Genomic DNA, 17044 nt, shown 5'->3' on the forward strand with positions numbered 1-17044 from the left:
TGGCGCTGCGCATCGTCAATGGCGACGTGCCCGAAAGCCTGCGCGACAAAAAGCTGATGGCGCTGGACATGGGCTCGCTCATCGCCGGCGCAAAGTTCCGGGGCGAGTTCGAGGAGCGCCTGAAGTCGGTGCTGAAGGAGGTCGGCGCCGCCGAGGGCGAGATCATCCTGTTCATCGACGAGCTGCACACGCTGGTGGGCGCCGGCGCCGCCGAAGGCGCGATCGACGCGAGCAACATCATCAAGCCTGCGCTGGCGCGCGGCGAACTGCAATGCATCGGCGCCACCACGCTCAACGAATTCCGCAAGCATATCGAGAAAGACTCAGCGCTCGAGCGGCGCTTCCAATCGGTCATGGTCGGTGAGCCTTCGGTCGAAGAGACGATCGAGATCCTGAAAGGCCTGCGCGACCGTTATGAAGCGCACCACCGCGTGAAGATCGGCGACGATGCTTTGGAAGCGGCGGCGCGCCTCTCCGATCGCTACATCACCGACCGCTTCTTGCCCGATAAGGCTGTCGATCTCATGGACGAAGCAGCCTCGCGCGTTCGCCTGCAATCCACGGCGATGCCGCCGGAGATCCGCGAGATCGAGAATGAGATCCGCAAGGTCAAAGCCGAGAAAGAAGCGGTCATCAAAGCCCAGGAATTTGAGAAGGCCGCGCAAGTCCGCGACCGTGAGGAGAAGCTGCGCACGAAGAAGCAGCTCTTGGAAGCGGAGTGGTCGGAGAAGCGCACGGGCAAGGGAGAGTCGGTCAACACCGTCGGCGCCGACGAGATCGCGCACATCGTATCGACGTGGACGCGCATCCCGGTCAGCAAGCTGCGGGAAGAAGAGACGAAGAAGCTTCTCTATATGGAAGACGCGCTGCACAAGCGCATCATCGGACAAGACGAAGCGGTCAAAGTCATCACGCGCGCGATCCGTCGCGCTCGCGCCGGGCTGAAGAGCCCGAAGCGCCCGATCGGCTCGTTCATCTTCCTCGGTCCGACGGGCGTCGGCAAAACCGAACTCGCCCGCACGCTTGCGGAGTTCATGTTCGACGATTCCGAGTCGATGATCCGCATCGACATGTCGGAGTACATGGAGAAGTACGCGGTCTCGCGGCTCGTCGGCGCACCTCCCGGCTATGTCGGGTATGAAGAAGGCGGCCAGCTCACCGAAGCCGTGCGCCGGCGCCCCTACGCGGTCGTGCTCCTCGATGAGATCGAGAAGGCGCATCCGGACGTGTTCAACCTCTTGCTGCAAGTGCTCGAGGACGGGCGGCTGACGGATTCGCAAGGCCGCGCCGTGGATTTCAAAAACACGGTCATCATCATGACGAGCAACGTCGGGTCAGCCGGGATGCAGCGCTCCGCGGAGATCGGGTTCCGGCCGATCAAAGACGAGGGTTCGCCTACCGTGAAGCACGAGCGGATGAAGAACAAGATCCTCGAGGAGATCAAGCATCTCTTCCGGCCGGAGTTCCTCAATCGCATCGACGAAGTCGTGGTCTTCCATCAGCTCGACCTGCCGCAGATCAAGGAGATCGTCGGACTCGAACTCGCCAAAGTCGTGAAGGAACTCGAGAACCAGCACATGACGCTCGAGGCCACCGACGCGGCTCGCGAACTTCTGGCCAAAGAAGGATGGGATCCGGCGATGGGAGCGCGTCCTTTGCGCCGTGCCATCCAGCGCATGGTGGAAGACCCGCTCTCCGAAGAGCTGCTGCGCGGCACGTTCAAGGTCGGCGACCACATCCTGTTCGACGCCGAAGACGGCAAGAGCGTGTTCCGCAAATCCGGTGAGCCGCTCAAGCCGCCGCCGCTCGAACCTTCGAGCCCCGAGATCAGCGGAACGTAAAGAAGCGTAGTCATAGGCCGCCGCGAAACGGCGGCCTATGGACTGGAACGCGGTTTCCGCGCTTTCCTCGCTCGCCACGTTTCTTGTCGTGGCCGCTTCAGCCTTGGCTGCGCTGTTGCAACTGCGGCACATCCGCGCGGCGAACCAGATCACCGCGTCGCTCGAATTGATGACCCGGGTTTCGAATCCTGAATTCCAGCGCGTCCTTCAATACGTCTTTCATGGCGAGCTCGATCGCAAGCTCGAAGATCCAGAATATCGCGCCGAACTCCTGAAGACGCCGGTTGATCTCGCGCGGCATCCGGAGGCATCGCTCCTCGCAACGTGGGAGCAGATGGGTTCCATCATCAAACTCGGGCTGACGTCCGAAGCGGCCTTCATGGATACGACGAGCATGCAGTGCATCGCCGCGTGGAACAAGCTCGTCCCGGTCATCGCATTTATACGGCGGGCCCGCGGGTCCCAAGTGTACGACAACTTCGAGTGGCTCGCATCGAGGTCGATGATGTGGGAGGCGCGTCACCCCGACGGTACGTACCCAAAAGACACGCCGCGCCTGCGGCTTGAAGACACCCTGCCGGAGTAGCGCATGTCGATCGAGGCTTGGAATACTCTTCTCTCCGGATCCACGTTTGCCGTGGTCGCAGCTGCCGCCATCGCGGCCATCGTGCAACTCCGCCATTTGCGCGCGAGCAACCAGCTCAACGCGCTCTTGACTGTACTCGAGACGTGGCAGGACAGCCAGTTCCAAGAATGCATGAAATTCGTTCGCGACGATCTCCAGGAAAAGGTCAAAGATCCGACGTTTCTCGAGAGCCTTCGGGATGCTTCGGGTGAGCGCGGCGCCCACCCCGAGTTGCTCGTCTGCGACTGGTTCGAACAAGTCGGTTCGTACATGAAACACGGGCTGCTCGACGAGCGCCTGTTTCTGGACCTGATCAGCGGAACGGCAGTGCGGTACTGGAGAAAGCTCGCCCCTGTGACGTCACAGTTGCGCGCGCGCAGAGGTGCGGCGGTCTATGAAAACTTCGAATATCTTGCCGTGCGCGGTCGGATCTGGAACAAGAAATTTCCGGATGGCACGTATCCCCGCGGCACCCCGCGATTCGCCGAGTTGGAAGCGATGGACGCGGGGACGCCGGGCGTGGCGTCAAAGCCCTAGATCATGCCAACACTGGGAATCCTCGTCGGCGGCGGCCCTGCGCCCGGCATCAACGGCGTCATCGGAGCGGCGGCCATCGAGGCGATCAACGAAGGCTGCTCGGTCATCGGCATCTACGACGGCTATCGATGGCTGGCGCGCGGAGACGCCGCGCACGCGACCTCGCTGCGCATCGAAGATGTAAGCCGCATCCATTGGACCGGCGGCTCGATCTTGCGGACCGCGCGCACGAATCCGGCGCAAGATGAGAAGACGCTGACGAATTGCGTGAACGCGCTGCGCGAACTCGGGATCACGCACTTGCTGTGCATCGGCGGCGATGACACGACGTTCGGTGCGGCCAAGATCGCTGAAGCCACCGGCGGCTCTATCCGCGTCGCGACCGTGCCGAAGACGATCGACAACGATCTCCCGCTGCCCGACAATATGCCGACGTTCGGCTTCGAGACGGCGCGCGCCGTCGGAGCCGGCATCGTCGAGACGCTGATGGAGGACGCGCGCACGACACAACGCTGGTATCTCGTGATCAGCATGGGCCGCAAATCCGGCGCGCTGGCGGTCGGCATCGCCAAAGCCGCCGGCGCGACGCTGGCAGTCATTCCCGAACAGTTCGCCTCTACGCCCGCGTCGCTGGATCTCGTGGCAAACGTCATCGTCGGCAGCATGATCAAGCGGAGCGCGAGCGGCGCCGATCACGGCGTCGCGGTGATCGCTGAAGGCATCGCCGAGCGATTGGACGAGCGCGAACTCACCGGCTTGAAGGACGTCGAGCGCGATCCATATGGCCACGTGCGCCTCGCCGACATCGACCTTGGCGCCATCATCAAGAGCACGGTGATGGCACGGCTCAAGGATCTGCGGCTGAACATCGGCGTGGTGACCAAAGACGTTGGATACGAATTGCGCTGCGCTAAGCCGGTACCGTTCGACGTCGAATACACCCGCACGCTCGGCTATGGAGCCGTGCGGTACTTGCTTGGCGGCGGATCGGGTGCGATGGTCGCTTTGCGCGGCGGACACGTCGCGCCCGTGCCGCTCGCAGAGATGATCGACCCTCAGACCGGCCGCATCCGCGTGCGCGTCCTTGATACGCGCTCAGAGGCCTACGAGGTCTGCCGCAAATATTCGATCCGTCTCGAGCCGGCCGATCTCGAAGAGCCGCGGCTCGGACCGATCGCAGCCAAAGTCGGCTTGACCCCGACCGAATTCGCGCGGCGTTTCTCTGCCGCCTCGAAGGTGCTCTGACCCTACGTTATGTTGGGCGGACGTTTATCGTCCGCCGGCGGACCATAAAGGTCCGCCCTACCGGCGGACCATAAAGGTCCGCCCTACCGGCGGACCATAAAGGTCCGCCCTACCGGCGGACCATAAAGGTCCGCCCTACATTGGAGCCGGGTGAGCGCGCTTCACGAGGCGCACAATTGTGCCGAATTCAGTCGCGTCGTAGTGCACGTCGTCCATCAGGCAGCGCATGAGAAAAATGCCAAGGCCGCGGACGCCGCGCTCGGACGGCGCTATCGCGCCGCCTTTGGTGCCGAGTTCGAATCCACCGCCGCGATCCTCTATCTCAAACGCGACGTCACCGCCATCGTCGCAATGACAGCGCATCGTGAATTGCCCTCCGGTGACGTGACCATGCTCGACCGCGTTGTTGCACGCCTCGCCGACAGCAAGCACGATATCGGAGACATCCCACTGGCCAAAGCCGGAGCGACGGGCAAATGCCCGCGCTGCTCGCCTGGCCGCGCGGACGGCCGAAGGTGCGCTCGGAAACTGCGCTTCAAAATCAACCATTAGAATCTCGCTGCTATAACCATACCCACACCTGGGCATGCCAACCGCGAATCGCTCTCGTTCTACCGCTTACTTGCTGATATTCACCCACGAGATCAGATTTACGCCGAAATAGTATCCAAATTCGCGGAAATCGCGGCTCTGCATCACGGCGAAATCGGCTCGCTTGCCCAGCTCGATGCTGCCCGTCTCCTCATCTGGACCGATTGACCTTGCTGACACTGCTGTCACGGCTGCGATCGTTTCGGCGACGGTCATGTGAAGCCGGCGTCGCGCGAGATGCGCGACCGTCTGCAAAGAGAAGCACGGGCTCGTGCCCGGATTGAAATCCGTCGCAAGCGCTACCGGAACACCCGCGGCAATCAATGCACGCGCCGGGGCGTAACGCTCAAGCCCGAGATATTCCGTCGTGGTCGGACATAGCACCGCGACGCAGCCCGCGCGTGCGAGCCCGGCGATGTCGGAGGGCTCGGCGAAATTCAGATGATCCGCCGACGTGCAGCGCAGTTCTGCGGCAAGCGCGCTGCCTCCGGAATGCGCGAGCTCGTCCGCGTGGATGCGAAGCCGCAGACCGCGCTCCGCGCATGCGCGCAGAAAACGTCGGCACTGCTCGACGCTGAAATAGCCTGCTTCACAAAAGGCGTCGGCGAACCGAGCGATGTGTGCGGCGCTGATCGCCGGAAGCGTTTCTGAGATCAGCATAGCGACAAATGCGTCGGCGTCGGTGAATTCGGGCGGAAGCGCGTGCGCGCCGCAGAACGTGGCCACGACGTGCGGCAGCGCCGAGTCCGCGTCCAGCGTTTTGAGTGCCGCAAGCATGCGGCACTCGCCTTCGGTGGTCAAGGCGTATCCCGTCTTCACTTCGGCGGTCGTGGTGCCGTGGTCGGCCATGAGGGAGAGCCGGCGAGCGCCGAGCTGTACGAGTTCGACGTCCGACATCGCGCGCGTCTGTTCAACCGTGTGCGCGATGCCGAGGCGCGGCTTCCGGCCGGCGCTAATATCGTCGAAATCTTGAACGCGATCGCCCGCAAAAAGCGCGTGCGTGTGCGCATCGATCATGCCCGGCATCACGACGGCCCCGTGAACATCGAACTCTTCAAACGCATCGCCGCGCTCTTCGCGTACGTCGGACAGTCTCGCCCGGCATTCAGCGTACGACCCGACGGCGGCGATTCGGCCTGCACGCACGACCACGGTTCCGTCTTTGATAATGCCAAGGGCTGCCTCGTCTGCGGGCAGCACGCCGTGGGCTTGCGCGAATGGGGCAAGCGTCAGCAGGGTCGCGTTGACGACCGCGAAGTCTCGCTCGTTTCTTACCACGTGATCTGCAAGGAGTCGATCGATTCGAGGTTCAGGTAGTATGCGGCAGACGCCGCGACCGCGGCGAGCGGCGCGAGCCCGACGAGCTCGCATCGCTCGACGCCGACGCCGCGATCGCCGGCTTCGCGACGGACGATCTCTGCGACCCGGTAAAGCGGTATGGCTCGATAGTCCAAGACGTTCATCGAGACTTGCACCCGGTTCTCGCCGATGACGAATCCTTTCGCTTGGAGTCCGAAGAAGCCGCCGCTGGTCTGGCGGACGCCGGCCGCGATCCGCTCTGCGAGCGCGAGATCGTTGGTCCGAAGATCGACATTGAATGCGATGAGGAAATCGCGCGCGCCGATCGCCACCGCGCCGGCGCTCGGGTGCAGCACGGGCTCTCCCACGTCCGGACGCCGTTCGGGCGTTTTGACGGCCTCGAGCAGACCTTCGAACTGTCCCTTGCGCACGTCCGCGAGCCGGCGGCGCTCCGGCCGTGTGGCGGCCGCGCCGTAGTAATAGGAAGGCACGCGCGCGCGCTCCCAAATGGCCTGAGCGCAGCGATGCGCCAAAAGCACTGCGTCGTCCATCGTTGCGTCGCCGACGGGGATGAACGGGATGACGTCGACGGCGCCCATGCGCGGGTGCTCGCCTTTATGGCTTCGCAAATCGATGAGTTCGACTGCTTTTTCGGCGAGCCGTACCGCTGCGCCGAGCACGCCGTCACCGGTGCCGACAAGCGTGATGACCGAGCGATTGTGCGCTTCATCGGAACTGACATCGACGACCGTGACGCCGTCGCCGGCAGCAGCGGCAGCGCGTACCGCTTCGATCACATCGATGCGGCGCCCATCCGAAATGTTCGGCACGCATTCGAAGACCTTCGCCATCGATGCGACCGCTTGGCCTCCGGCAGGCCGCTCCCCTTGCGCGCGACAATTCTACGGCATGGCAGTCATCGAAAGCCGGATCGACGTCTCGTCGCCGTCGTTTACAGCAAACCGCGACTACATGCTCGGCCTGCTCGACGAATTGCGATCGCGGACGGCGCAAGCCGCCGCCGGCGGCGGACCGGAAGCGATGGCCAAGCACACGTCGCGCGGCAAACTTCCCGTGCGCGAACGCATCGCGCGGCTGTTGGATCCGCGCTCGGCATTCCTCGAATTTTCAAGCCTCGCCGCGTGCGACATGTACGACGGCGATGCGCCGTCGGCCGGTCTCGTCACCGGAATCGGCGTCGTGGAGGGGCGCGAGTGCGTCGTCATCGGCAACGACGCGACCGTCAAAGGCGGCACGTACTACCCGATGACGGTCAAGAAACATCTGCGCGCGCAAGAGATCGCGGAGCAGAACTATCTGCCGTGCATCTATCTGGTCGACTCCGGCGGCGCGTTTTTGCCGCTGCAAGACGAAGTGTTTCCCGACCGCGATCACTTCGGGCGGATCTTTTACAATCAGGCGCGCATGTCGGGCAAAGGGATTCCGCAGATCGCAGCCGTCTTAGGGTCGTGCACTGCCGGCGGTGCGTACGTGCCGGCCATGTCCGACGAGACGGTGATCGTGAAAGGCCAAGGAACGATATTTCTGGCCGGTCCGCCGCTCGTGAAAGCCGCGACCGGCGAGGTCGTGAGTGCTGAGGATCTTGGCGGCGCCGATGTGCACACGAAGATCTCCGGCGTCAGCGACCACTACGCCGTGTCCGACGAACACGCGCTTGCGATCGTGCGCGAGATCGTCACGAATCTCAACTCGCGCAAGCGCACGCCGTGGCCGGTGCGAGAGGCCAAACCGCCGCGCCACGATGCACGCGAGCTCTACGGCATCATCCCGAGCGACCGACGAAAATCGTACGACGCGCGCGAAGTGATCGCACGCATCGTGGACGGTTCGGAATTTCACGAGTTCAAAGCGCTCTACGGTCAGACGCTCGTTTGCGGATTCGGCCACATCGAAGGGCAGCCCGTGGGCATCCTCGCGAACCAAGGCGTGCTGTTTTCCGAGAGCGCTCTAAAGGCGACGCACTTCATCGAGTTGTGCTGCCAGCGCGGTGTTCCGCTCGTCTTCCTGCAGAACATCACCGGTTTCATGGTGGGCAAGAAATATGAAGAAGGCGGCATCGCAAAGGACGGGGCCAAGATGGTGATGGCGGTGGCCAACGCCGAAGTTCCGAAATTCACGGTCATCGTCGGCGGATCGTTCGGCGCCGGCAACTACGGCATGTGCGGCCGAGCATATGGTCCGCGGCAGCTTTGGATGTGGCCGAACGCCCGCATCTCGGTGATGGGCGGCGAACAGGCCGCAAACGTGCTGCTGACCGTGAAGCTTGAGCAGTTGGAGCGTCAGGGGCGCTCGCTGACGCCTGAAGAACGCGACGAGTTCATGCGCCCGACCCGCGAGAAATACGAAGCGGAGGGTAATCCGTACCACAGCACGGCGCGGCTGTGGGATGACGGTATCATAGACCCGGCGGACACGCGCGCAGTTCTCGCACTCGGTATCTCGGCATCGGCCAACGCGCCGCTGCCGCCGACGAAATTCGGCGTATTCAGAATGTAGATCGGCGTCATGTAGGGCGAGCGGTGCTCGCCCTACGACGGCGGACCGCGGGCGGGCGATGCTCGCCTTATAACGGGGAACAGAGGAAAGGTCGTTCATGCACGATACCATAGCGATCGATCGCAGCGACGCGGTCATGCGCGTCCGCATGAACAGACCCGACGTGCGCAACGCGCTCGACACACGGATGATCGCGGAATTGACCGAGGCGTTTGCTTCGGTCGGCTCCGATGCGTCGGTCCGAGCGATGGTCCTTGAAGGCGCGGGCAAGATGTTCTCGGGCGGCGCCGATATCAACTACATGCGCCAGAGCCTCGAGCTTTCGCGCGAAGAGAATCGCGCAGATGCGCTGCGGCTTTCGGACATGTTCGCAGCGATCGATGATTGTCCGGTGCCCGTCATCGCGAGAGTGCAATCCGCGGCGCTCGGCGGCGGCGCCGGGCTGATCGCCGCGTGCGATATCGTGATCGCCGCAGACGACGCGATCTTTGGATTCACCGAAGCGAAGCTCGGCATCGTGCCGGCGGTGATTTCGCCGTTCGTGCTGCGAAAGATCGGTGTCGGCCACGCTCGAGCATTATTCACCACGGGCGAACGATTCGGCGCCGCTCGAGCGCTGCAGATCGGTCTCGTGCACCACGTCGTGCCGGCAGCGGACCTGGACAAGGCGCTGGAAGCGACGATCCATGAAGTGCTCGCGTGCGGACCGCAAGCGACTCGGACGGCGAAGATCATCGCGCGAACGGTTCTCGGGCTCGACAAAGACGAGGCGCGCGAATGGACCGCCGCCACGATCGCGCAGCGGCGGAGCAGCGACGAAGGACAAGAGGGACTGCGCGCATTTCTTGAAAAACGGACGCCCAAGTGGCGCTAGCCCGTCCTTTCGAAAGAGTTTTGATAGCAAACCGCGGCGAGATCGCGGTGCGCATCGCGCGAACATGCCGCGCGATGGGTATCCATACTGTCGCCATCTATTCCGACCCGGATAAAGAAGCCGTGCACGTCCGAGCGTGCGATGCAGCGGTGCGGATCGGACCGGCGGCCGCCCGCCAATCGTATCTGCGTGCCGACGCGATCGTCGAAGCCGCTCGAGCCAGCGGCGCGGACGCGATACATCCCGGTTATGGTTTTCTCTCCGAGAACGCGGACTTCGCGGCGGCGTGCTCTGCCGCCGGCATCGCGTTTGTCGGACCGCCCCCGCATGCGATGCGCGCGATGGGTGACAAGATCGCGGCCAAGCGCACTGTCGGCGAAGCGGGCGTGCCGACCGTTCCGGGCTACTTGGGGGACGAACAGTCCTTTGAGGTATTCGAAGCGGAAGCCAAGCGTATCGGAGCCCCGCTTCTGGTGAAGGCCGCCGCCGGCGGCGGCGGCAAGGGCATGCGAATCGTGCGCGATCCGGCCGATCTGCGGTCCGCGATCGAGGGCGCTAAGCGTGAGGCAGGCGCTGCGTTCGGCGACGACACGGTTTTCCTGGAGCGCTATCTCAGCGCGCCGCGGCATGTGGAGATCCAAGTACTTGCCGACGCGAGCGGCGCGTGCATCCACCTCGGCGAGCGCGAGTGCTCGGTCCAGCGCCGCCATCAAAAAGTTCTCGAGGAGACGCCATCGACCGCCGTCGACGCCGCTCTTCGCGCGCGCATGGGCGCGGCCGCGGTACAAGCCGCTCTTGCCGTCGGCTATGTCAACGCCGGCACTGTCGAGTTCATGCTCGACGCCGACGGATCGTTCTACTTCCTTGAAATGAACACGCGGCTGCAAGTCGAGCATCCCATCACCGAGTCTGTCTTAGGAATCGACCTCGTTCGCGAACAGCTCTGGATCGCCGCCGGCAAGCCGCTCGCGTTTTCTCAGGACGAGATGAGACCGCGCGGTCACGCGATCGAAGTGCGAGTGTATGCCGAGGACGCTTCGAACGGATTCTTACCGTGCACCGGAATGATAACGGCGTTCGGTCTCCCCGAAGGACCAGGCATCCGCAACGATGCAGGCGTTGCGTTAGGCACCGTCGTCTCGTCCGACTACGATCCGATGCTCGCAAAACTCATCGTCTCCGATCGCACGCGTGGGGCATGCATCGAGCGCCTGACGGCGGCTCTCGACGACTACCGCATCGGAGGCGTCGGCTCGAACCTTCCATTTCTTCGCTGGCTTGTGAGCCACGAGGCATTTCAACGCGGCGAGACCACGACCGATTTCATTGAGCGCCATTTCACCACGAGCGCGCTTGCGCATGAGGGCGATCAAGAACTCGCGCTGATGGCCGCGGCCGCGGCGCTCGGTTTCGGCTTCGAGCGCTCTCGCCCGCCGGACCCGTGGCGAGCGCTCGGGCCGTGGCGGCAGTCGCAGGCCGAACGCACCGTCCACTTCGGTCGGCCTCTTGCGAGCGACGTCCGGCTGACATGGGATCCGCGCGCCTCGGCGTGGTGGTGCTCCGCGGGCGATCGAACTACGCGCGTGTCTACAACGGGCAACGGCGAGTTTGTCGCGCAGGTAGACGGCACTGAGCGCCCGTTCGTCGCGTGGCCGTTGCGCGGCGGCATCGGCGTCGCCTTCGACTCATTCTTTGCCGACTGTGTGCTTGCGCTGCCGCCCGCGGTCGCCGAAAGCGCGAAAGGCCACCGCCATGCCGCGCATGGTTCGACCGGATCGGTCGCCGCGCCGATGAGCGGAACGGTCGTCAAAGTCGCCGTGGCGCCCGGTGCAGACGTCGAAGCGCACCAAGTGCTCGTCGTCATGGAGGCGATGAAGATGGAGCATAGCATCGCCGCGCCGCACGCGGGCTGCGTCGCGGAGATTTCGGTCGCTCAAGGTGATACCGTGGCCGCAGGCGACGTCCTCGTGCGCATCGACGCATGAGCGAGATGCCGAGCCGCGTCACCGTGGTCGAAGTTGGGCCGCGCGACGGCCTGCAGAACGAAAAAGAGATCGTTCCGACCGAACGCAAAGTCGCGTTTATCGAAGCGCTCGCCGACGCAGGCCTTCCTGTCGTGGAAGCGACCTCGTTCGTAAGCCCCAAATCTATACCGCAACTCGCCGACGCGGATGACGTGATGCGTCGTGTCCGATTTCGCAACGGCGTGCGCTATCCGGTCCTTGTGCCGAACGAGCGCGGGTTGGATCGCGCGATCGCCGCCGGCGCGCGCGAGATCGCCGTGTTCACCGCCGCTTCTGAATCTTTCGCGCGTGCGAATATCAACGCGTCGATCGCCGAATCGATCGGGCGATTCGAACCCGTCGTCCGGCGTGCGAAGACACAAGGCATGCGCGTGCGCGGCTATGTCTCGACGTGCTTCGGTTGTCCGTACGAGGGAGAAGTCGCGCCGCACGCTGTCGTCGACGTCGCGTCGCGACTGCTGGCCCTCGGCATCGATGAGCTTTCGATCGGCGACACGATCGGCGTCGCGACGCCGAATCAGGTCGTCGAACTGTGCGGCCTGCTTTTCGCGCACGTAGAAGCCGCGCGCTGCGCGATGCATTTCCACGATACGCGCGGCACGGCGCTTGCCAACGTGCTCGCGGCGCTGCAGTGCGGTGTCTCGATCTTCGATAGCGCCGCCGGCGGCTTCGGCGGCTGTCCGTACGCGCCGGGCGCCGCCGGCAACCTCGCAACAGAAGATCTCATCTACATGCTGCACGGCATGAAGATCGAGACCGGCGTTTCCCTGGAAAAGGTCGTCGCCGCAACTTCACTCATCGCAGGCGACCTTTCTCACGCACCAACGAGCAAGGCCTGGCAAGCTCTTGCAAAATAATCGTAGGGCGGACCTTTCTGGTCCGCCGGCGGACGACAAACGTCCGCTCCTCATGGGAAGCAATGCCCACAGGTCCGAGTTCATGAACTTCGAAGTCTAAGACGTTATGATAGATAACGCCTCAGCGGCCATTCTATCTCTTGCGCGCGGCCGCGCGCGCTGGTTCTGGATCCCGATGGCAGCGTGGTCGCTGCTCGCGATCGCCAACTTCAGGGATCCCTCAGCGCTCTTCTTGTGCGCATTCGTCGCCGCGATGTTCACCACGTTCTGGTATTTCGCGTCGCAAGGTCAAGGCTGGCCGTTCCTCGTCGGCGCGATCCTTGCCGGCGTGAACGCGCTGGTCGGCTTGCTGTCCATCCTTGGAATCATACCGGGCCTCATAGCAGCGTTCGTGTGTTGGCGCCTGTGGGATTCGTACGTCACGTGCTCAAGTCTAGAGTCGACGAAAGCGCTCCATGCGCAACTCGTCGACCGTCTTACGATCCCATCGCGGCTCGCAGGCCAAACCCCGCGCAACGTATTCAAACCGGACTTACCACGCCGCGTCGCCGAAGAATCCGACGCGCCCGCGCCGGCGCCTTGGCAGCCATATCGCCCGCCGAAAATCATCGACGGACCGCCAGAAGCCACAACCTAGGTGGTCGACGAAGGGCAAGATTTGTAGGGCGGACCTTTATGGTCCGCCGGCTTCCGACGTCACTCGGTGGCTAGCATCACCGACATCGACTGGAATCCCAACTTGCCCGGGCCCGTGAAGCGATTCCAAAATAGGTTGCCGCCGCTTGCGAAAATACCCGTCGAAAGCTTTTGGAAGATCGTCTCCATCTTCACGGTTTGCGATTTATAAAGCCACGCGCCGGGTTCGACATCGATCTGCTCCCCAGCGCCAAGCTCTACTTCGAAAACATTTCCATAGCCTTGCAGCCAGATTACACCAGCATCCGACTGGCACTTGAACGTGTCGATGAAAAAGCCGGTGCCGCCGAAGAACATGCTCGCGGCGCCTTTGACGCGCGCGAATGAATAGCCGATGCCGTTCGTGGCGGCGAGGAATTGATGCTCGCGAACGTCGACCGTCTGGCCCCTTTCCATGTGCATGGCCAAGACGTGGCCGGCGCCATCGCGGCTGAACGCGATGCGCCCCGGCCCACCGGCCTGCGTCACGAAGACCGGCATGCCGGCGAGCATGCGCTTGAGCGCACCTGGCACCGGCATGATGCTGATCTCGACCGAGAGATCTTTCCAGAGCAGTATGTTGTGCTCGAAGTAGATCTTCTCAGACGTGAGTTCGACGTGGAGGACGGGGACGAGTTCGCCTTCGATGTGATACGTGACGCCGCCGAAGGTCTCGTCGCGGGCCTGTGTCGGCAGTAAGACGGGAACGTTCATCAGAGCCTCCAGTCGAGGTGATTGCGATCGGCAGCGGCGATCGCTTCGGGATAACCGGCATCGGCGTGCCGGATGATTCCCATTCCGGGATCTGTCGTGAGCACACGTCGAAGCCGCTCGCGAGCATCGTCGGAACCGTCGGCGACGATGACCATTCCCGCGTGGATGGAGTAGCCGATTCCGACACCGCCGCCATGGTGCACGCTCACCCAGTGCGCGCCGCCGACGGCGTTGATCAGCGCGTTGAGAATGGGCCAGTCGGCTATCGCGTCCGACCCGTCGCGCATCGCCTCCGTCTCGCGATTCGGCGAAGCGACCGAGCCCGCATCGAGGTGGTCGCGCCCGATGACGATCGGCGCTTTCACACGCCCCGTCCGCACGAGCTCGTTGATCTTCAAGCCGAATTTCTCGCGCTCGCCGAAACCGAGCCAACAAATGCGAGCGGGCAGACCCTGGAACTTCACGCGTTCTCGTGCGAGCTCGATCCAACGGCGTAGGTGCCCGTTGTCCGGGAAGGTCTCGAGCAAAGCATCATCAAGAACCGCGATATCCGATGGTTCTCCTGAGAGCGCCGCCCACCGGAACGGCCCTTTGCCTTCGCAGAAGAGCGGCCGAATGAATGCCGGCGTGAAGCCGGGGAAGTCGAACGCATCCTGCACGCCGGCGATCTTGGCTTGCGCTCTGATGTTATTGCCGTAGTCGAAGACCACGGCACCCGCGCGCTGGAAGTCGAGCATAGCGCGGACATGCACGCCCATCGATTCGAGCGCGCGCTGTTCGTAGCGCGCGGGATCCTCTTCGCGAAGCTCCTCGGCGCCATCGAGAGTGAGGCCCGCCGGCACATACCCCGCGAGCGCATCGTGCGCGGACGTCTGATCCGTCACGACGTCGATCGGCGCGTTGCGGCGGCGCATCTCGGGAAAAACGTCGGCCGCATTGCCCAGCAAGCCGATCGAAAGCGCCCGCTTCTCGCAAGCCGCCGCGGAGGCAAGCCCGAGCGCTTCATCTATTGATTGAGCCGCGACGTCGCAATAGCGGCCTTCGATGCGGCGTTGGATTCGCGCGGGGTCGATCTCGACGCATATGGCGACGCCGCCGTTCATCGTCACGGCGAGCGGCTGCGCGCCGCCCATTCCGCCCAAGCCGGCGGTGAGCACGATGCGTCCGGCGAGCGACCCGCCGAAGTGCTTAGCCGCAAGCGCCGCAAACGTCTCATATGTCCCCTGCAATATGCCCTGCGTGCCGATGTAGATCCACGAACCGGCGGTCATCTGGCCGTACATCGTCAGGCCCTGTGCCTCAAGCGCGCGAAACGTCTCCCAGTCCGCCCACTTCGGCACGAGCATGGAATTCGAAATCAAAACGCGCGGCGCGGCTTCGTGCGTCCGCCAGACCGCGACCGGTTTGCCGGACTGGACGAGCAGCGTTTCATCGTTCTTGAGCCGTTTGAGCGTGCGCACGATCGCGTCGAACGCTTCCCACGACCGCGCCGCGCGCCCGCTGCCGCCGTAGACCACGAGATCCTGCGGCCGCTCCGCCACGTCCGGATCCAAATTATTCATGAGCATGCGCATGGCGGCTTCCTGGCCCCAGCCAAGGCAAGTCCGCTCGGGTCCGCGCGGTGCTCGCACGACGCGGCTGGATGACGTGCTCATCAGAGTCTATCCTCTTACTATGTCAGAGTGGACCGATTTCGGCTTCGACGGCGCTGACGAGCTCGCCGCTCGCAAGCAGTTCGCGGGCCGTGGCGATGTCGATGCTCAAATCGCGATCATCATCGAGATGCGGCACGCGGGCCCGGATCGCGCGGTGCGCGATCGCCGTGCCGCGCCCGAACGTGAGCGGCGAGCGGAAATCGAGCGCTTGCGCCGCCTCGAGCAATTCGATCGCGAGGACGTTCTGGAGATTCTCGACTACACGCGCGCACTGACGCGCGGATATAGTGCCCATGCTGACGTGGTCTTCCTGGCCCGCCGACGTGGGAATCGAATCCACGGATGCGGGCGCGCAGAGCGTCTTGTTCTCGCTGACGAGCGCCGCCGCGGTATACTGCGCAACCATGAAGCCGCTGCGCAGTCCGCTTCGCTCGGTGAGGAACATCGGCAAGCCTTCGAGACCATCGAGCAGTTTGTAGACGCGCCGTTCGGAGATCGATCCAAGTTCGGCAAGGGCGATCGCGAGGTAATCCATCGCCATCGCGACCGGCTCGCCGTGGAAGTTCCCGCCGCTGACAAAGGAACCGTCCTCCGGGAAGATCACGGGGTTATCGGTCACCGAGTTGATCTCGAGTTCGATCGTGTCCTTGACGAATCGCACGCAGTCGCGCACCGCGCCGTGCACGACCGGCATGCAGCGAAACGAATACGGATCCTGCACGCGATCGCAGTCGCTGTGCGAGGCCATGACGCCCGAATCGCGCAGCAAGCGCCGCAGATTCGCGCCGACGCGCAGCTGCCCGGCGTGCGGCCGGAGCGCGTTCATGCGTTCGACGAACGGTGCGTCGCTGCCGAGGAAAGCCTCGAGGCTCATCGCACCCGTGATGTCGGCGGCTTTGCACGCGTTCTCCGCGTCGAAAAGCGCGAGCGCGCCGATCGCGGTCATCACTTGCGTGCCGTTGATCAGCGATATCCCTTCCTTATACGACAGGCTGAGCGGTGCGAGCCCGGCGGCAGAAAGCGCGCGGGCGCCGGGCAGCAGCTGACCGTCGTACCACGCCTCGCCCTCGCCCATGAGGACGAGCGCGACGTGCGCGAGCGGTGCCAGATCGCCGGAGGCACCGACCGACCCTTGACATGGCACGACCGGCAGCACGTTGCGGTCCAGCATGGCGAGAAGAAGATCGATCGCCTCTTGCCGGACGCCGGAATTGCCGCGGGCGAGCGAATGCGCACGTAGCAAGACCGATGCGCGCGTCGCGGCGCTTGACAGCGGCTCGCCGACGCCGGTCGCGTGGCTGCGGACGAGGTTGCGCTGCAGTTCGAGTGCGTCCTCGGCCGGTATCTTGACGTTCTTCAAGTGCCCGAAGCCGGTCGTCACGCCGTAGACGCGGTCGCCGGCAGTCACGGTGCGCTCGACGAGATCGCGGGCGGCCGCGATCTTCGCGCGGCACGCATCGGCGAGCGAAACCTTGGCCCCGCGGCGCGCGACCGCTTCGACGAGCGATAACGACAGATTCGTGCCGTCTATAGCGATCGGCCGGGGATTCGTCATGACGCGTCGTTTCGGCTAGCGGCGCGCGCCATCAT

15 protein-coding genes are annotated in these 17044 nt (G+C 63.9%); 9 read left to right on the forward strand and 6 right to left on the reverse strand.

The features are described from left to right. From VKT51_12895 to pfp, 4 genes are all read left to right on the forward strand, one after another. On the forward strand, nt 1–1841 hold a 1841-nt coding region (locus VKT51_12895; GenBank protein HLJ85064.1), incomplete at its 5' end, for an AAA family ATPase. A gap of 37 nt (nt 1842–1878) precedes the next feature. After that, nucleotides 1879–2427, forward strand: coding sequence for a hypothetical protein (locus tag VKT51_12900; protein HLJ85065.1), 549 nt, complete (start codon nt 1879–1881; stop codon nt 2425–2427). A 3-nt stretch (nt 2428–2430) separates the two neighbouring features. Beyond that, on the forward strand, nt 2431–3003 hold the full coding sequence (locus VKT51_12905; protein ID HLJ85066.1) for a DUF4760 domain-containing protein: 573 nt from the start codon (nt 2431–2433) through the stop codon (nt 3001–3003). 3 nt (nt 3004–3006) lie between these two features. Further along, a complete protein-coding gene (pfp, locus tag VKT51_12910) occupies nt 3007–4248 on the forward strand; it encodes a diphosphate--fructose-6-phosphate 1-phosphotransferase (protein HLJ85067.1) in 1242 nt (413 codons plus the stop codon). 135 nt (nt 4249–4383) lie between these two features. Here the strand turns inward: pfp and VKT51_12915 are convergent, their stop codons facing one another. The 3 genes from VKT51_12915 to ftcD form a co-directional block, all read right to left on the reverse strand. After that, nucleotides 4384–4797: an ATP-binding protein gene (locus tag VKT51_12915; GenBank protein HLJ85068.1), complete on the reverse strand. Its 414-nt coding sequence runs from the start codon at nt 4795–4797 to the stop codon at nt 4384–4386. Nucleotides 4798–4866: 69 nt separating this feature from the next. Then, nucleotides 4867–6117: an imidazolonepropionase gene (gene hutI, locus VKT51_12920; protein HLJ85069.1), complete on the reverse strand. Its 1251-nt coding sequence runs from the start codon at nt 6115–6117 to the stop codon at nt 4867–4869. Then, nucleotides 6111–6989 carry a glutamate formimidoyltransferase gene (gene ftcD, locus VKT51_12925; GenBank protein ID HLJ85070.1) on the reverse strand — a complete coding sequence of 293 codons (879 nt, stop codon included), beginning with the start codon at nt 6987–6989 and terminating at the stop codon, nt 6111–6113. The genes hutI and ftcD overlap by 7 nt, the downstream gene beginning before the upstream one ends. A gap of 58 nt (nt 6990–7047) precedes the next feature. On the opposite strand from ftcD, the gene VKT51_12930 reads away from it, so the two are divergent. The 5 genes from VKT51_12930 to VKT51_12950 all read left to right on the forward strand — a co-directional run bounded on the left by VKT51_12930 (nt 7048) and on the right by VKT51_12950 (nt 13047). Then, nucleotides 7048–8655: a carboxyl transferase domain-containing protein gene (locus VKT51_12930; GenBank protein HLJ85071.1), complete on the forward strand. Its 1608-nt coding sequence runs from the start codon at nt 7048–7050 to the stop codon at nt 8653–8655. 97 nt (nt 8656–8752) lie between these two features. Beyond that, nucleotides 8753–9529: an enoyl-CoA hydratase-related protein gene (locus VKT51_12935; GenBank protein ID HLJ85072.1), complete on the forward strand. Its 777-nt coding sequence runs from the start codon at nt 8753–8755 to the stop codon at nt 9527–9529. Nucleotides 9530–9549: 20 nt separating this feature from the next. Then, a complete protein-coding gene (locus VKT51_12940) occupies nt 9550–11514 on the forward strand; it encodes an acetyl-CoA carboxylase biotin carboxylase subunit (GenBank protein HLJ85073.1) in 1965 nt (654 codons plus the stop codon). Continuing rightward, nucleotides 11511–12410 (forward strand): hydroxymethylglutaryl-CoA lyase, encoded by a 900-nt coding sequence (locus VKT51_12945; protein ID HLJ85074.1) that lies wholly within the window; start codon nt 11511–11513, stop codon nt 12408–12410. The genes VKT51_12940 and VKT51_12945 overlap by 4 nt, the downstream gene beginning before the upstream one ends. Nucleotides 12411–12516: 106 nt before the next feature. Then, nucleotides 12517–13047: a hypothetical protein gene (locus VKT51_12950; GenBank protein ID HLJ85075.1), complete on the forward strand. Its 531-nt coding sequence runs from the start codon at nt 12517–12519 to the stop codon at nt 13045–13047. A gap of 59 nt (nt 13048–13106) precedes the next feature. On the opposite strand, the gene VKT51_12955 is transcribed toward VKT51_12950, so the two are convergent. The 3 genes from VKT51_12955 to hutH are packed head-to-tail and all read right to left on the reverse strand — an operon-like array spanning nt 13107 to nt 17009. Beyond that, a complete protein-coding gene (locus VKT51_12955) occupies nt 13107–13799 on the reverse strand; it encodes an AIM24 family protein (protein HLJ85076.1) in 693 nt (230 codons plus the stop codon). Continuing rightward, entirely contained in the window at nt 13799–15454 is a 1656-nt protein-coding gene (gene hutU, locus VKT51_12960) for a urocanate hydratase (protein HLJ85077.1), read from the reverse strand. Before hutU ends, VKT51_12955 begins: the two co-directional genes overlap by 1 nt. A 22-nt stretch (nt 15455–15476) precedes the next feature. Further along, nucleotides 15477–17009 carry a histidine ammonia-lyase gene (gene hutH, locus VKT51_12965; protein HLJ85078.1) on the reverse strand — a complete coding sequence of 511 codons (1533 nt, stop codon included), beginning with the start codon at nt 17007–17009 and terminating at the stop codon, nt 15477–15479. Between the last annotated feature and the right edge of the window lie 35 nt (nt 17010–17044).

Source organism: Candidatus Eremiobacteraceae bacterium, assembly GCA_035295225.1.
In the GTDB taxonomy this organism is placed as follows: Bacteria; Vulcanimicrobiota; Vulcanimicrobiia; order Eremiobacterales; family Eremiobacteraceae; genus JABCYQ01.

Coding starts and splice junctions, on each gene's coding strand:
- ftcD (HLJ85070.1), bottom strand. CDS start 6,989: ATGGCGAAGGTCTTCGAATGCGTGCCGAACATTTCGGATGGGCGCCGC.
- hutU (HLJ85077.1), bottom strand. CDS start 15,454: ATGAGCACGTCATCCAGCCGCGTCGTGCGAGCACCGCGCGGACCCGAG.
- VKT51_12900 (HLJ85065.1), top strand. CDS start 1,879: ATGGACTGGAACGCGGTTTCCGCGCTTTCCTCGCTCGCCACGTTTCTT.
- VKT51_12935 (HLJ85072.1), top strand. CDS start 8,753: ATGCACGATACCATAGCGATCGATCGCAGCGACGCGGTCATGCGCGTC.
- VKT51_12945 (HLJ85074.1), top strand. CDS start 11,511: ATGAGCGAGATGCCGAGCCGCGTCACCGTGGTCGAAGTTGGGCCGCGC.
- VKT51_12905 (HLJ85066.1), top strand. CDS start 2,431: ATGTCGATCGAGGCTTGGAATACTCTTCTCTCCGGATCCACGTTTGCC.
- VKT51_12930 (HLJ85071.1), top strand. CDS start 7,048: ATGGCAGTCATCGAAAGCCGGATCGACGTCTCGTCGCCGTCGTTTACA.
- VKT51_12955 (HLJ85076.1), bottom strand. CDS start 13,799: ATGAACGTTCCCGTCTTACTGCCGACACAGGCCCGCGACGAGACCTTC.
- VKT51_12915 (HLJ85068.1), bottom strand. CDS start 4,797: ATGGTTGATTTTGAAGCGCAGTTTCCGAGCGCACCTTCGGCCGTCCGC.
- pfp (HLJ85067.1), top strand. CDS start 3,007: ATGCCAACACTGGGAATCCTCGTCGGCGGCGGCCCTGCGCCCGGCATC.
- hutH (HLJ85078.1), bottom strand. CDS start 17,009: ATGACGAATCCCCGGCCGATCGCTATAGACGGCACGAATCTGTCGTTA.
- VKT51_12950 (HLJ85075.1), top strand. CDS start 12,517: ATGATAGATAACGCCTCAGCGGCCATTCTATCTCTTGCGCGCGGCCGC.